Consider the following 16,213-nt stretch of genomic DNA (forward strand, 5'->3'; position numbering starts at 1 on the left):
CAGGATGAGCACAGTGATGACATTGCATCCTTAGATCTCCAAATCTTGGAGATTACTTCATTTGTCTTAACGACGCAACTGCGCCAACCCCAAAATGATGGTGTTTGTGTATTCAGAGTTTTTTCGAAGCACAATGATAGCCCAGTTAAACGCATTACAGCAATGGTTACAGGTCATCTTGAGGGTGGAAAACTTGCTCGTCATAAAATTGTCAGAGAAGTTTTGGACTACGATCCTGCAGAAAATCAGGACTGGGACTGGGAAGATTACGAGTGAACGAGACAGGGGACTCCCTTACCTTCCCAAAATTCTGCTGGTGGGGCGTAGTGGTTTGAGGAGTGCTGGGATGGAGTGTCGCATCACAGGAGCTTTGCACAGGGTGATGCGACCATGTGTGAGGAAAGAACTGGCTACTTGGAAAACATTTTTTTCAATTCTTCGATATCGTATTGGTTCGCGTAAAGCATCGTACTGTTGATGGCAATGAGTCCAGCCATCATCGCAACACTCTTGATCTCCTCATCGGTAGCGCCAGCCGCTTTTGCCATTGCTGTGTGAGCCAGAATACAATACTCACATTTCATCCCTGCAGATGCAGCCAAACTAATCAACTGGAACGTTTTTGCATCAAATCCAGAGCCTTTCTGGAAGTTTGCTTCATTCATCAACATTTCAGTGTATTTTCCCTCCATAGCCTTAGGCTCCAAGGGTGTCAGAATGGGGTGACCTTTAGAGTGTCCTCCCCCAAAAGCTACAGAAATTGGAAACAGCAGAAATAGAATGATTGTTAGCTTCTTCATGATGAATCTCCATGGATATTCAACTAGCACTATTGCCCTGTAGATCAAGGGATCTGTCAAACCTACCAATCGGCATATTCTTGTTAGTTTGCATAAGTATCAAGAAAAATCGCGAGTTGGTAAGACCATATCGTCTTACCTCTTGGATTAAATGGATACAGTTTTATTAGGCTTGAAGAATCTGAGTGGAATCAGGAAGTCTCATCACTGAGTCTGTGGTAATGGTGATGCGATCTTTTCAAGTTTGTAAAGATATGGGGAAAAGATTTAGCAGACAAAGATTTGCAATCTATTTTTCAGAAAGAGGCTCTTCCTAAAGTATTAGATAACGTGCTTTGCACCAATATTTTTTTCCATTTCCTTCATTTGAGGATGACTGGTGAAGAAATTCTTCATCTTATCCATATCAAAAACTTTACCGGTGACCACTGCTGTCTTGTCATCAATTTTTCCAACGGTGAAATCATTTCCATATGTTGAGCGCATTTCTGCACCCTCATTATGAGCTTTTTACCATTCATCGAAATTTAGCTTCCCCATCAAGACAACTACCATAACGTTGAACGACTCTAGTTTAGACACTTGACCACCGCTCAATGCTACAGATGGAAGCAGCAGACTACCTAGCAACAAAGGTAAGAGACTTTTTCTCATGGATTCTCCTGTTAGGATAGGGATTAAGATTTACTGAAAAAAAGATACAAAAATACCATTAAGTAGGAAACTAAAGATTATTTCTTAGCAATGTCTATGTAGAAAATTCACCTAGGCCTGTATGTCTGTGAAACCTAAGCATGAACTGACTGAAGTCCTCCTGGCAGAGGTTGTGAGACAAATTCTAAGTACATAGACAAGGGTAGGGATATCCGGTGTGGTGTTGTGTGAGGTCAGTGTTGAGGAATCACATCATGGAGGCTCTGCTCTTGGTAGTGCAGATTATTCAGAATTTAGAAGGCAAGCATTACCCCGAGATAAGGTATTGTTGCAGAGGCATTGTAGGTCCCTGATTTTGTGCCATTTGTTTTTACATCTGAGTCGCTGGCATCAATAACCCCCAAACCTCCTAACAAGAGCACTGGGCCCAGCAGGGGAGGTGTCACAAGCGAGACAGAGTAGGCTGTCAAGTTCGAATCCTCCACCTTTCTAGTGGAATCATCTGAGGTAAAAGCAACGGTGCCGACTCCAAGGCCAATTCCCATCCCAAACCCACCAAGTGGAATCCGGATCACTATCTCGTAAATGGTGTGTTTCTCAGTACCCTTAACGCTTGTATTTGTGCTTTCATCATAGTCTGCGGTGAAGTTTGAGTAAGCCAAAGCGACGGGAAGAAAGCTTGGAGAGATGAACAACTTATAACCGCCATATGAATCTGGATCTGCCATACTTCCAGATGCATTACTACCTGTTGAATCAAACCCTACTGGCAGTCCGAGTCCTAGGATCAAACCAGACCCGCCACCTTGGTGGTTTGCAAACCCTACTGGAGCAAATACAAAAAACTGCAGGGCCATTAGCACAATTAATTTACGAGTTTTCATGGTGGATCCTGGTCTAAAGAATTTTGGGAACCTTGCATTCTAAACCGAGATAATTATCTACTTACCAGTTGATGCAAATGATAGACAACAAATATCTCAATAAATTTAGTGGTTCACGGAAGCACTATAACGAACTCACCCAATGCATCCAACCTAAGTAAATGGATTGCCAAGTGAAACACTACTACACCCAGATGAAGACCTGCAAGGAAGCAAGGGTATATCTTGATACAAGATTATAGTCTGAGTCGGGAGAGTTCTGTTGCGCCGTGTGAGGCGTTGTGAAATTAGTCATGAGTGGAGAGTCGGATCGCAAGGCATTTGATCTCGATCTCAGAAATCGCAAGCACTGAGAATGTCAGGAGGCGAGTGAAATTAATTTGTCTAATGGCCTAATTACGGCTCGGGTTCATCCATGAAGACTCCTTCAAGTATGTACAAGTTTGGTCCTTCTTTTTCATCCGTTTCAACTGCATCTTTTTCATTGAAATTGAGTTCAAGAATCTTTCCTTCGAATTCCCCAAAGCCTTTAAACCACATTACACATGAGGTTGATCCACCTGTTAAATCACAACGTTGATGTCCTTTAAAGCCGGATAACGTGTCTTTTTCAGAAGTCCAAACACTGCGTGAAACAATTGATCCGTTGACATATTTGTCGAAGATAGAAAGTGCCCAGTCACTCTCTGCGTTACCCTTGAAGCCAAAACCTTCTCCATAAATGGTAACTTCAGCAGTTCCTTTTGCTGAGAAAAAATGGGTTCTTCTGCCTGAATCCCTCCACTTTTCACCAAACTCACTACCAGTAGATTTATACCACCCTTCTACGGGAATTTTTTCAGCAAAAATTGGTAAAGCAAAGAAGCTAACTGTGATCAGGCTTAAGATGGTTTTTTTCATGTGATTCTGGCTTATCATTGTTTTGAACTCAGATGTACAAAGCTTTGTTTTGGAAATTATTCGGTGCTGGGTTCATCCATCACAATGCCTTCAAGCATATACAGGTTTGGATTTTCATCCTTTTCGTTTTCAGCAGCATCTTTTTCGTTGAATGTCAGCTCCAAGATCTTTCCTGCATACTGATCATATCCCTTGAACCACATAACACAGGTTGTCGAGGCTGAAGTAAGCTCACAACTTGCGTGTCCTCTGAATTGAATAGTCGAATCCTTTTCCGTTGTCCAAGTTTCTTTTGTGACTATGCGACCATTCCCATAGTCATCAAGCATGGTGAGTCCCCAATCAGACTCAGCTTTCCCCTTAAAACCAAAGCCTTCACCATACAAAGTTATCTCACCAGTGGATTTAGCACTGACAAAGTGTTTTCTTCTGCCAGAATCTCTCCACATCTCTCCAACTTTGGTACTAGTGCCTTTAAATCATCCTTCGACTGGAATCTTTTGGGCAAAAGCTGGGGACGCTAACAAGCCAAAGCCAATCAGTACAGAAAGTATCTTTTTCATAGTGTTACTTATCTTTAAGAAATTGAACAACAAGTCAGCAAGAGTAGAACAGGTGCCAACTAAGTATTCGGTTCCAATTTTAATGATCACAAGTATCTGAAGTCAAGCCCGCGATCCTGCCAACATCACTGGTCAGGGCTCTTTGCAGATGTTGTGATTGATCAGGTATGGGGAGGCATTCCACAGAAGTTCTGCTTATAATGAGCAACCTACTGGACTTTGCAGGTGAAAATTGAGAGCAGTGGCTCACTCTCGTTGATCAAGATTTTCCATGAACATCTGTATTCTATCGAGAGTCCCATTGTCTACGAAGGTCTCAGCCACACAGTCGAACTTGCCAAGCCAAGAGGATTTATAATCTGTCCAGATTTCAACCTTGGGTTTGAAGGCTTCCCAGTCATCAAAATTCCCCAGATTCAGATAAACCATTCCTTCAATCAACTCCGGTCTTGTGAAGATTTGTGAGCCACATTGGCCACAAAACTCTTTCTCCATCTTCTTGCCGCTTGTCCCTTTGTATTCGAAGGATTGACGATCACCAGTTATCAGGATTTCGGATTCATAAAAGGCAGCAAAACTTGATAAATTGGCACCAGAAATTTTCTTACAGGTCCTACAGTGACAATTCATCACCAACATCGGGTCGAACTCTGTGGTGAATCTAACTTGATCACAATAACACCCACCTTGATGCTTGATCATAGGATCTCCAGGCTAGTCAGTTATTCAAGTAAGCGTTAGTAGAGTTGCTTCCTGCAAAATGGTAGGAGTGCTGACGTATCTTATCGCAGGAAATTGGAGTTAAGTTCTTCTCTCAGGTCCATCCATATGGTTGAGTGGTGCTGGTTCAGGCTCAGTGACTTCTCCAGCACCCTTCAACATATTGATGCTAAAAGACAAATCTACATTAATCCGTTTTGCTAATTTCCATCCATATTGCATCACCAACCGAACTACTTTCAATATGTGGCATAAGTTCAGAGACCATTTGATTCCACTCTTGATTTGCATCAAGCTTTGCTGCTCGAGCCATCTCTTCATCCATACTTTCAACTTCCCAAGACCACATCACCTGATTGAATGGGCCCAATACCCTAGCATAAAATTTCACATCCCCCACAAAGTCATCACCAAGAATTTTTTTTGCTAACTCTGGAAATTTTGTTCCCATCTCTACGACTGTGGGCATTGATCCCGGTTTAACATTCATCAGTCTGTCATACTTAATTGTCATAGCTTCCTTTCAGATAGTGATCATTGAAACTAAGGACTGTTTTATCAAAACAGCCCTTTTAGTTGGGTGACTAAGATTCAAGGAGGTCAATAGTAAAAGTCAAGAACACTTAGATACAATGACAAAGACCTGTATAGAAGCTAGGACCTACCTCACCAGGGCAATATTCAGAGCCTAGGCAAAGACAAGGGTGGTGTGCCGTGTGAGGCTTTGTGTGATTAGTTAGGTGGGGTTGCATCATGGAGCAATTGCTTAGGGTGATGCAAACTGTTAGGAGATCACAGGCAAAAATTAAACTTTCGGTCTAAGTATGTTGATCCAAATTTTCTATCAGGGCTTGCATACGTTCCATGATGGCAGTTTCTTCAAAGGACTCTTGAATACAGCCACTATCTCGTAGCCATTTCATTTTATAGTTTTTGAAAATTTCTCCCTTAGGTTCAAACTCAACAGAGTTATCAAAGGCACCCAAAACTATAGATATGATTCCATTAAATGCCTCAGGTTCTCTATAAATACTTGTTGAGCACGCTTGGCATGAATGCAAATAAACTGGCATTCCACTGCCACCATTGAAAGTGTATTCAACGGTTTCACCCATAATTTCAACTTCGTCTTTACCAAACACTGCCCCTAGACCAACTGCCCCAAAAAGCCTTCTACATCAGGCACAATGGCACTGCCCTACTAACAACAGGTCGTCCGTAGTAAATTTAACTTTTCCACAGTGACATCAACCTTGGTTCCCAATCATAAACACTCCATATGGATCTGTTTTTTTGAGCAACAGTAAAATTGCTTCCTATCAAATGATAGAAGTATTGACACATCTCATCGCAGATAATTGAAGTCAAGCCCCCCGTCAAGTAATCCAGTACCCCGTCCTGAGTACTACCAAGTGACCCTCACCTACCCCCTTCAACAGATCAACTGACAACACTTCCGAAATTTTGAGCAAAAACTGGACACTCAGAATCTTCGTCACACCTTTTTGCTCACTTAGTGTTGACCACGTTTTGTCAATTCTGTTTCTCCAATCTCTTTTGGTTTCTGGCTTTCAGGGCCTTCAGGTGTTCTTGGCGAAGTGATAACTTGTTCAGTAGAATCAATGCTGTCCGGGTGCGGGATGATTTGCAATCAACCTTATACTATTCTCGGCTGAATACAGCATTTCACAGAAATATATTCTCCTTTTTCCAACCACTTAGGACAGACAGTTCCTGGCTTGCCAACATTGTTCAAGGCATCAACAGTATGGTTGACAGGTTCAATGCAAACAAAATCTGCCACAGCAGCAGGGCTGAAGATCTGCAAGCAATTCAGGGGGTTTTCTGCCTTGACCTGCACGGATAATCCATGTTGAGGCCGGATCAAATCTGCAATTCCATCCCAGCCGGTGTAGGCATTGTTTAGCAAACCATCAGGGAAATCATGCTCTGTACTAAAATCTGTTGAGGAGCCAGAGCCCAGTGGAACATGTTCTGTCGGTAGATGCTCGAGATCTTCGAGCCAGCAACCAGTTGCATTGAATCGGAGTTGGCTATTTGCCTCTCGAGCAAGCCAAGGATGAAAACCCAGGCCGTAAGGTAGCGCTTCCTCCGCCCCATTGGTCACCTCCAACTCCATTTGAAATGACCCCAGCTTAAACACATAACGCAGCTGCGCTGAATATTGAAATCGACTGGGCCCATGGCTCTGTAAAGTTAAGCAGATCTCATGATCCTTGACTTGATTGACTTGCCAGGGGACTTGGAAACCATTGCCATGAATAGGGAAAGGCTCCCCAACCAGATTGGGAGAGAGTTGTAAAATTCCTTGAGGAGTCTCAAATCCGCCACCAGAGACGCGGTTTGCAAATGGTACGAGTACGTTGCAGCCCAGACTGAATGGACCAGATCGATGAAATGAATCCCCTGGCCGCAGGATTGGAATCGATCCTTGGCTCGTTTTGAAATCATAGCCGACCAAAGCCCCACCCATCAGGGGGTTGACAACCAACTTGCCTTGACTATCGCTGAGAACAATTTGTTTTTGATTTTGCATCTGTTTACCTGTCATCAATGGAGGGCTCCTCCGATACTCCCCATGGTTGATCAATGTAGTATTCTGTTTCGCTGCAGAAACAGTAAATCCTCTAACCCATTTGCCTGTGTCCCAATGAAGCCAAAGCCAATGATGCGAATTCTGCTGCTTCTCACCAGACAGTCTTTAATAGCAATTCCTAGTCGTCCATCCTATGATCGTAAGGGCTCAAAATGCTGATTAAATAAAGCCAAAAGGTATCAGCAAGTTCGTCCTATATCAATTTCAGCTGTGGTGCTACATTTTCACTATAGTTACGCCCGTGTCGATCCTTACGAGTTTTGCACACTCCGAAAATACCACTAAAGGTTCCTGTCATGTCTCTCTCCAATTTTAATGAGGTCGCAGCAGAATTGTTGAAACTGTCCAAGGAGATCGAGCAACTGCAAAAGCAATTGAATGAGGAGCAGCAACAGCGGTTGCAGATGGAGCAAACGATCCAGCAACTGTTGGACAAGCTAGGGCAGAAAAGGGAATAATTTCCAATGATCTGCAAAATCACTCGAGCATGTGGCAGCGCTTTTGACCTCACCAGGGCATTCACTATGCACTGTTATTCAGACAATTAGAGGATCACACAGCTATCGAGGACACAAAATGCCCATTACTGGATTCAACGAGCTAGTTGGGGAACTGAAACTGATGAGGGAGCAGTTCAAGGATCAGCAAGAGCGACAGGCAGTAGAACAATTGAAACGGGAGCAGTTGGAGTTGTGCATCGAAGATCTACAGCAGCAGATCTCAATGGAACAGCTCAAAAGGCAGCAATTAGAAACCTACATCAAAGAATTGCTCAGCAGACCCGGTAAGCTTCCTTTTGTGGATGAGTTGCCTGCTACAGCCACATTCTTCGAGGAGGTTTTTCAGAAGTAAAGCGATTGACCTCCCTTCTTCTCTACCGGTCTCACCAAGGATAATAGCTGATGCTGGCCTTAGTGTGTGCCCGATCTAGTCTGTTATCCGCTTCTGGATAAAAACAATGTTGATTTGCAGTTTAAGACGTTTGTCCTGTGTCAGGAGAGCGGAATTGCATCATGGAGACTTTGCTATCGACTTAAAGCCCTGCAGATACAGAGATCATCAGGATTCATTTCATAGCCTTTAAAAGTACATCATACAAATTGACCTCTTTCCCAAATGTTCTCTAGCTAGTTTGAAAAAAATTGTTTTTATATAAATTGCATGAAAATGCTCTCATTCAAATTCTTTGGAGATAATGACTCTATGCCCCGAATATTCTAGGAATTCCTGAGGTGTGAAGGTTGAAAAATTGGATTTATCAACTGATTGCAAAAAAAAGAATCAAATGAAACAATTATGAAATATCCAAAATTAGATTTTGTGACAATTAGTCTGAGATTTTGTACCAGCAAAAAAAAATAGATTGATCAGTGTCTTGTTGAGAATTGTTATCTTGCTGATTATGTCGGTATCTACAACTCAAGGAGCGGATCAAATCATAGTGTTTTCTTACAGTGAAGGGTTGGCGTTCAATAAAATTGATATGCTAGACTACGATACGAAATTTGAGAGCATAGATTCTGTGAATGACAATACGACAAATGAAGTAATACTGAAAAAAACAGCTATAAATTTTTTGCTGGATATCGGGTAAAGCCTGGTCCTCTACCAGAACTAGAAATTCGAGGTTTGATTGAGCACTATAATTTTCATGCTAAAAACGTGATTGATGCAAAATGTAAGTTTGGTCCTGGAATAGAAGCGATTTTAGGCGCGGGGGGGCTTTATCAATTTTCATGTGGGCTATACCTATTGCAAATCAGAGTTGAAGCAATCTGAGGTGTATATTTTAGACACAACATCACCCACGAGGAATCCGTATGAAAATTCAATGAATAAGTTCACTAGGGGACTTTCACTGACTCTAGAGGATCCTAGCACAAGAGATAAAAAATGGGGGTTTAGGTCTACATACAGTCTTGAAACAATCGAATTGAAAATCTATGGGGTTAACCGAGATAGTGATCCTGAACAGCCTACTTTTCAGATGTATGGTGCTGAGTTCTACACTTTTCTATGAATAATTAGCTTAACAAAAGGCCGTCAAACACCTTCTGACATCCCACCCCAAAAACTTCCTTTTCAGAATCTCTTAAAACTTAGGTCTATCTTCAAAGTCTGTTCTAAATAATGCGAGTTATGATTTAGAGTAAAAACACAATTCCCCCGGATATTGCAGAGGCCAAATCCCAAATGGATTTACTGGCTCGCAAGGAAGCGTTATTACATTAGATAGAAATGATGGAAGAAGGGATCGCTTTCACCGGTTTGCGTGAGCTGTATTTTCGCTTCATTGGTAATACTCAAAACACCTCCCTGGGAGAGCTGGAGCCTTTGGGCCAATCAAGCTAGTTGGAAGCTCATCCGAATTGTGCCAGGCAAACTTTTCCTTCATTCTCTGCGGATTTAGTTCAACAATCCTCGGGAGAACTACCTATGAATGAAGGTAGAAATTTCTTTGTGTGGCTCGTCTTCATGGTCGCAATATTTGTCACACTCGCGGTACTAGAAACACTTCTGGAGGTTCCAGATATTTCCTGAATAAATCCGCCGCAGATCCCAATCATTACCCTACCGGACTCGCTAAGAACCATAACTTGCCAGACTTCACAATGGGTTGTGGTTCTTCGGTTCACCAATACCTCACTTCCTGCTCATTTCACTTCTGTAGCTATTGCTCAAGTCTCCTGCTTTGAGAACACTGTGGCCCTGTTCATTGGTTTCACTACCCAGATAAGCAACTGACAAACCCAGTACTTCTGATAGCTGGTGTGCTCTACGAGCTTTTATATTTAATTGCTGCGTAGTCTTAAAGATTCAGTGAAATCAGCCAATGCAGCAGATTTTTATAAAACAATCACTTGACATTACTGACTAATAGGTTTCTATAAATTTTTACTTAATTAACCGTATTATAACTTCAAATCCAAGAGAGTAGGAGTCAGTTATAATGAATGACGGTAGAAACTTCTTTATCTGGCTCATCTTCATGGTGGCCATCTTCATTATTCTTGGTGTCCTCGAAACAGCCCTTGAAGTGCCAGACATCGGCTGAAGCAATTTGCTAACGGTTCTAGGCTGCTTATCATAATCAGATCCTTGTTTTGGATAAATCAGATCCAAAATCTTCAATAGCTCCCCAACTCATTTTTGTAGATTCTGGTATCGCCTGTGATCCGTTCGCTGCACCGGGCCATCCCCCTCTGCGCTTCTCTCCAAGGTTGAAGCATCTAGCCCTCCTGGCACTATGAAAAATTCAAGTACCCCACAGCAGTTCAGATTTTTTATTTTTGTGTCTAAAATCGTTGAGGCTCCTATCCTAGTATTCCAAAACTAGAAGTTGACAAGTAGATGGGTTCGTTCGAAAGATAATGAGAATATGTTTGTCGAAAAACTTTGATAAAGGCGAAAGTTTGAAAACGCCCTGAGTTTAAGGCCATTCTAAGGATCACAATTCAATTTGAGGTCAGCGTTCTTTATAGGATGAATCGGCCAAAATTTTGCTCATTGTGAAAAAATTATACTTACGTCAGTTGTACATGGAGTTAGATGGAGAAAGATTCTCACTGCCCTAGATGCTTACTTTGAGAGAAGTCCGATGATTAATTACCAGTCTGACAAGCGCCTGAAGATCATTTTCGCCTACACAGGTACGGTGCTTCCACGAGTGATGCCCTACGTCTTTGCAATGATGTTGTGGTCTCTGGCCTTAATTTTATTTTTTGAGTTCACAGGACTTAGGTTCGAAATGAGCTCCCAAGCTCACTCAATTGTCGGGGTCGCGCTCGGGTTGTTATTGGTCTTTAGAACAAACACCTCCTACGACCGCTACTGGGAGGGGAGAAAGCAACTAGGTTCACTGTGCATCGGAGCCCGCAACTTGATGAATCAAGCCAATGCAGTGATTCCAGAGGAGGAGAAGGAATACCGGCAGCAGATCGGTATGCTATTAGCCGCTTTCATGGGAGCAATGCGTGATGATTTGCGAGATGGAATCACCCTGAAATCGATGGGAAAGCTGACAGGACAGCTCCACCAGCGACTGAATCAGCACAGCAACAAGCTCAATGGTTTACTCAGCATGCTGAACACGGAACTGCGCTTAGGTGTTCGCAAGCGCTGGATGCATCCCTCGGAGTTTAACCCGATTGTTCAATCAATTGCTGATTTGCAAGCGGCTACACATGCCTTGAGAAGAATCCGTCAAACACCTTTGCCCTTCGCTTATGTGAACCAGCTCAAAGTGTTCATGGGGATTTATTTTGTCACTCTGCCCTTCGCCCTGATTCCCCAGTTTGGCTACATGACTTTAGTGATCATGGCCTTCTTCATCTATGCCTTGGTGGGTATCGAAGAGATCGGTCTCGAGATTGAAGATCCCTTTGGCGATGACCCCAACGACCTGCCCATCGTGCCGTTGACCAATGGTGTCATCAAGGACATCCAAGACGTTCTCGAACGCTAACTGCTGACTTAGATCTTTCAGAAGCCCAGGTTACCACTGGGGCTCTCCCTCAAACACAAAAGCTCCAATTGTTCTGGAGCAACTTTTCTGATAGCATTGTGTTCATTTGGCAACAGTTCGTCAATTGAGAGCTACCCCTCCATTCTGTCTTTGCTGGATGGAAGTCGTCTGAAAATTGATAATTAATTTTTCAGATAAACTTGGGTAGAAAAATTGCTTTTTGATGTCTATTTAAGAAGAAAGTTTTCAAAATCTTGTTTGTCCGTTGATGCAAAGAGAGTTTGTCAGAACCTGACAAAAAAGTTTTCCTTCCACATTCTAATTTCAGCCTAAGGGCTGGGAGTACCCCTCACTTGCCAAGTAGGGTAAGTGTCTTCTAGGCAATAAGTCTGTTAGAGATACCATTGATGGATTTCTCTCATGAATGAGCCTGTCCAGAAAAGATTTCTGATTTAAGCAAAAAATTCAGTAAGAAATGTTTGGGTGTCCTTAGCAAGACACCATGATGAACAGAACCACGTGTCGCTATTGGAAAAATATCCAATCAGAACTGGAGATAAACAATGTCTGGGTTCCGCAATCTAGCCCTCATATCCCTCGCATGTTCTCTATTGCTCAACTCCAGTTGTGCCCCCACAGAAGATGAGGTGATTACTGCTGACAATGTTCAGCGAGAAGGCTCACCAGGAATCTTCCTAGACAGTGCTGTAGGTGGTGTTGATTACACGACTACCAGTGGTCTGGGTGGTGTAACGGATTCCAGCGGTCGCTTCTATTATAACCCCGGGGACAAGGTGAGTTTCACGATTGGTGGCATTTCACTGGGAAGTGTGACGGGAGCTGCCAAACTGACTCCGGTAGAGGTGATGGGTGCTAGTGGGACGGCTGACCAAAAGGTAATCAATCTTAGTCGACTACTGCAAACCTTGGATGCGGATGGAGATCCAAGCAATGGGATCAGTATCAATGATTCTACGAAGACGACTTTGGCAGCAAAGTCAGTGAATTTTGATGTCTCGGTGGATACATTTGATAATGCAACGAAGTCGGTGACAGCTGCAGTTGGGAAGACAATGGTCACAGCAACAAGGGCAATCAAGCACCTGCATAGCACACTCAATGATCAGGGCTTGGGCGATAAGGCAGCGAGTGATACGGAATTGCGGAGTGTCAGTTCAGAGCTGGATAACTTCACTACTGTTGCAGCCAATTTTACGGTTAGTGAGAATGCGACTGCTTTAACAGAGGCAAGTGGCAGCTCACACACAGATAATTTTACAGTTGTGTTGGCCTCCGAGCCAGTTGGTAATGTGGTCTTTTCAGTGGTTCCCAGCGATGCAAGTGAAGTCTCTTCCTCTCCTTCCTCTCTGACGTTTAGTCCTGACAATTGGAGTACTGCCCAAACGGTCACTTTGACGGGAACAGACGACGAGATCAGTGATGGGGCCATTAGCAGTGCTGTCACAGTAGGAATCAATGAGAGTCAAACCAAAGACTCTGAATACGACAAGCTCACGAGTCATAGCATCTCGGCGACTACCAGTGATGACGAAGGAATTCCCTCTGTGACGCTGACTGCTGTGATAGTTAGCTTGGTGGAAAATGAGGAAACACTCACTTTGACAGTCAATATGAGTTTGGCCTCTGGTACAGATACCACTGTAGATTTCACTACCTCAGGGACTGCCAAACAAGATGTAGACTATTCAATAACTCCTGACCCATTGATCATTCCAAGTGGAAGCAAGCAAGGTACGGTTACGGTCAAGAGCATCAATGACAAAATTGATGACGATGCTGAGACGATCATCATAGGGGTTGGTGCAGGGTCAATTTCTAACAGCGTTGGAGCGACGAACAACATTCAAGATGTAACGCTGACAATTAGTGATGATGATACTGCTGGATTCCAACTCTCTAAGACGACAGCTGCTGTCACAGAAAGTGGAACTAAAGATACCTTCACAGTTGTACTGGATTCCAAGCCCACCCATGATGTGATCGTGTCACTTACTTCTGATGATACTGGCGAGGCAGCCGTTTCTCCTGATAACTTGACGTTTACCTCAGAAGATTGGAACACCGCTCAAACGGTCACAATTACAGGTGTGGCGGATGATCAAGTTGATAAGAATGCCACAAGCACAATCACAGTTTCTGTCAACAGCAGTGATACCAACTATGTTAGTAGCAAACTGTCAGCTAAAGAAGTAAAAGTAACTACTGCTGATGGGGATATAGCAGGCTTTAAACTCTCTGAAACTATAGTCACTGCAACAGAGGGGGGAGATAACGACACCTTCACGGTGGAACTGACTTCTAAACCAACTAGTGCAGTTACCATTGGAGTAGCTGGCTCCACAGAGGCTAGTATTTCACCAACTTCACTGAGCTTTGATGCATCGGATTGGAAAATCCCCAAAACGGTAACAGTGATTGCGGTCAATGATTCGGTGGATGATGATCAGCAAACTAGTACAATCACGGTCTCTGTCAGCAGTTCCAGTGATTCCAAATACGGGAGTGGCATTGCTAATCAAAGTGTGAAAGCTACCACTAAAGATGATGATACTGCTGGTTTTACGCTTTCAAAAAATACAGCTACTGTGACCGAGGGAGGAGATTCAGATAACTTCACAGTAGTGCTGAATTCTCAGCCGACACAGGATGTTCTCCTGACTCTGACTGCCAATGATTCGACAGAGGTAAGCCTCTCTTCTTCCTCTACGCTGACCTTTACAAGCTCTGACTGGAATACCACAAAAACAGTGATTATTGCTGCTGTAGATGAAAATTTGGACGATGACAATATTACTAGTGCCGTCACGGTAGCAGCCAGCAGTACAAATGATGAGAAATATGATAATATTACTAATCAGACAGTTACCGTGACAACAGTGGATGATGACACTACTCCCTTAGTGACCCTGACAGCGGATAACTCATCGATGCTTGAGACCGGTGGTACCGTTATCCTTACAGTGAGCATGAGCACGGCTGCGACTAGTGAAACCACGGTGGCTCTATATGCTTCAGGTACAGCTGCAATCAATACAGATTACGAACTATCAAGCACGACCCTGACTATCTATGCGGATAATACAACTGCCACTGCTACGCTGACAGGTATTTCAGATCAGTTTGTGGAAGGTTCAGAATCTATTGTGGTGGATATCAGCGGTGTCTCTGGTGGTAATGGTGCTAGAAAAAGTGGTACCCAGCAGCAGTTAATCACGATCACAGATGATGATAACGCGACAGTGACGATTGCAGATGTAATTGCGCTGGAGAGTGCTGGTACAGCAACAGTCACACTGAGCCTAAACAATGCAGTGGCTGGTGGTTTTAAAGTAGGAGTTGCCACTACCGATGGCACCGCAACAGCGGGCTCAGACTACACAGCCCTAAGCTCTACAGAGCCTTTTGCAGGCAGTGCTGGTGAGACTGTGCAGGTAAGCATCACCTTAGGTAGTGACTCCATAGTAGAAGACAATGAGACGATTACAATCAGCATGAGCAACGCCAGCAACACTGGGGTCATTGTTACAGATACGGCGACGTTGACGATCACAGATGATGACATGGCTGGCTTTAGTCTAGCCAATACAACAGCTTCGGTTTCAGAGACTGGTACGAGCAGTAGTACTTCAGTAGTTTTGACGAGTGAACCGACAGCGAATGTGACCTTGACGCTATCGGATAATGACACGAGCGAGGTGATCTATCCGACGAGTGTTGTTTTTGGTAGTGGGAACTGGTCGACTTCTCAGACAATTACGTTGACTGGCAAAGACGACAATGTGAGTGATGGTAGTCAGACGACGCTATTGACTCTGACACCGAGTGGAGGAGGCTACAGTGGATTGTCTTCCCAGACGTTGACGGTGACGACGGCAGACAACGACACGGTTGGCTTTAGTTTATCTGGTACAACAGCTTCGGTTTCAGAGACTGGTACGAGCAGTAGTATTTCGGTAGTTTTGACGAGTGAACCGACAGCGAATGTGACCTTGACGCTATCGGATAATGACACGAGCGAGGTGATCTATCCGATGAGTGTTGTTTTTGGTAGTGGGAACTGGTCGACTTCTCAGACAATTACGTTGACTGGCAAAGATGATGAAATCGTTGATGATAGCCAGATGACGCTATTGACTCTGACACCGAGTGGAGGAGACTACAGTGGACTGTCTTCCCAGACGTTGACGGTTACCACGACAGATAATGACACAGCCACAGTGAAGATTGACAATGTGAGCGTGAATGAAGGAGATAATGCAACGATTACGCTGAGTGTTGATCTGGAAGTAGTAGGTGGATTTACCGTTAATGTTTCAACAGCTAATGGAACCGCAACAGGAGGTGTAGATTACACGGCAGTCAGTTCCCAGCTGATAACTTTCACAGGGGGGACAGCTGGAGAGACCCAAACCTTAAATGTTGTGACAGCTTCAGATAATGATAACGAAGTTGCCGAAACGTTCTCGATCTCTATGAGCAACTCTAGTAAGAGTTCTGTTTTAGTGACGGATAACGCAACAGTAACGATTGTTAATATCAATGGTGGTGGTTCTGGTAGTGGTGGTTCTGGTGGTAGTGGTAAACCCTAA

At 43.6% G+C, this 16,213-nt stretch carries 14 protein-coding genes and 1 pseudogene; 5 read left to right on the forward strand and 10 right to left on the reverse strand.

Features of this window, described 5'->3' with window-relative positions:
• On the forward strand, positions 1-276 hold a 276-nt coding region (locus tag P8O70_01020; protein MDG2195465.1), incomplete at its 5' end, for a hypothetical protein.
• A 134-nt stretch (positions 277-410) separates the two neighbouring features.
• Here the strand turns inward: P8O70_01020 and P8O70_01025 are convergent.
• The 10 genes and pseudogenes from P8O70_01025 to P8O70_01070 form a co-directional block, all read right to left on the reverse strand.
• Positions 411-800, reverse strand: a complete 390-nt coding sequence (locus tag P8O70_01025; GenBank protein MDG2195466.1) for a carboxymuconolactone decarboxylase family protein — start codon at positions 798-800, stop codon at positions 411-413.
• Positions 801-1,121: 321 nt separating this feature from the next.
• Positions 1,122-1,286, reverse strand: a complete 165-nt coding sequence (locus tag P8O70_01030; protein MDG2195467.1) for a hypothetical protein — start codon at positions 1,284-1,286, stop codon at positions 1,122-1,124.
• Between the two features lie 24 nt (positions 1,287-1,310).
• Entirely contained in the window at positions 1,311-1,454 is a 144-nt protein-coding gene (locus tag P8O70_01035; GenBank protein ID MDG2195468.1) for a hypothetical protein, read from the reverse strand.
• Between the two features lie 293 nt (positions 1,455-1,747).
• The gene (locus P8O70_01040; GenBank protein MDG2195469.1) at positions 1,748-2,338 is read right to left on the reverse strand and encodes a hypothetical protein; all 591 of its coding nucleotides are present in this window, start codon (positions 2,336-2,338) and stop codon (positions 1,748-1,750) included.
• A gap of 396 nt (positions 2,339-2,734) precedes the next feature.
• Complete coding sequence (locus P8O70_01045) at positions 2,735-3,238, reverse strand: hypothetical protein (protein ID MDG2195470.1); 504 nt, start codon at positions 3,236-3,238, stop codon at positions 2,735-2,737.
• 56 nt (positions 3,239-3,294) lie between these two features.
• The gene (locus P8O70_01050) at positions 3,295-3,624 is read right to left on the reverse strand and encodes a hypothetical protein (protein ID MDG2195471.1); all 330 of its coding nucleotides are present in this window, start codon (positions 3,622-3,624) and stop codon (positions 3,295-3,297) included.
• Positions 3,625-4,047: 423 nt separating this feature from the next.
• Positions 4,048-4,503 carry a GFA family protein gene (locus P8O70_01055; protein ID MDG2195472.1) on the reverse strand — a complete coding sequence of 152 codons (456 nt, stop codon included), beginning with the start codon at positions 4,501-4,503 and terminating at the stop codon, positions 4,048-4,050.
• Positions 4,504-4,708: 205 nt separating this feature from the next.
• The gene (locus P8O70_01060) at positions 4,709-5,011 is read right to left on the reverse strand and encodes an NIPSNAP family protein (GenBank protein ID MDG2195473.1); all 303 of its coding nucleotides are present in this window, start codon (positions 5,009-5,011) and stop codon (positions 4,709-4,711) included.
• A gap of 328 nt (positions 5,012-5,339) precedes the next feature.
• A pseudogene (locus tag P8O70_01065) lies at positions 5,340-5,672 on the reverse strand (GFA family protein).
• 506 nt (positions 5,673-6,178) lie between these two features.
• The gene (locus P8O70_01070) at positions 6,179-7,093 is read right to left on the reverse strand and encodes an aldose 1-epimerase (GenBank protein ID MDG2195474.1); all 915 of its coding nucleotides are present in this window, start codon (positions 7,091-7,093) and stop codon (positions 6,179-6,181) included.
• A gap of 341 nt (positions 7,094-7,434) precedes the next feature.
• Here P8O70_01070 and P8O70_01075 point away from each other — a divergent pair, with 341 nt between their 5' ends.
• The 4 genes from P8O70_01075 to P8O70_01090 all read left to right on the forward strand — a co-directional run bounded on the left by P8O70_01075 (position 7,435) and on the right by P8O70_01090 (position 16,213).
• Positions 7,435-7,596 (forward strand): hypothetical protein, encoded by a 162-nt coding sequence (locus tag P8O70_01075; protein ID MDG2195475.1) that lies wholly within the window; start codon positions 7,435-7,437, stop codon positions 7,594-7,596.
• 118 nt (positions 7,597-7,714) lie between these two features.
• Positions 7,715-7,990 carry a hypothetical protein gene (locus P8O70_01080; GenBank protein ID MDG2195476.1) on the forward strand — a complete coding sequence of 92 codons (276 nt, stop codon included), beginning with the start codon at positions 7,715-7,717 and terminating at the stop codon, positions 7,988-7,990.
• Positions 7,991-10,736: 2,746 nt separating this feature from the next.
• A complete protein-coding gene (locus tag P8O70_01085; GenBank protein MDG2195477.1) occupies positions 10,737-11,603 on the forward strand; it encodes a bestrophin family protein in 867 nt (288 codons plus the stop codon).
• 563 nt (positions 11,604-12,166) lie between these two features.
• Positions 12,167-16,213 carry a Calx-beta domain-containing protein gene (locus P8O70_01090; protein ID MDG2195478.1) on the forward strand — a complete coding sequence of 1,349 codons (4,047 nt, stop codon included), beginning with the start codon at positions 12,167-12,169 and terminating at the stop codon, positions 16,211-16,213.

It is taken from the genome of SAR324 cluster bacterium, assembly GCA_029245725.1.
Classification (GTDB): domain Bacteria; phylum SAR324; class SAR324; order SAR324; family NAC60-12; genus JCVI-SCAAA005.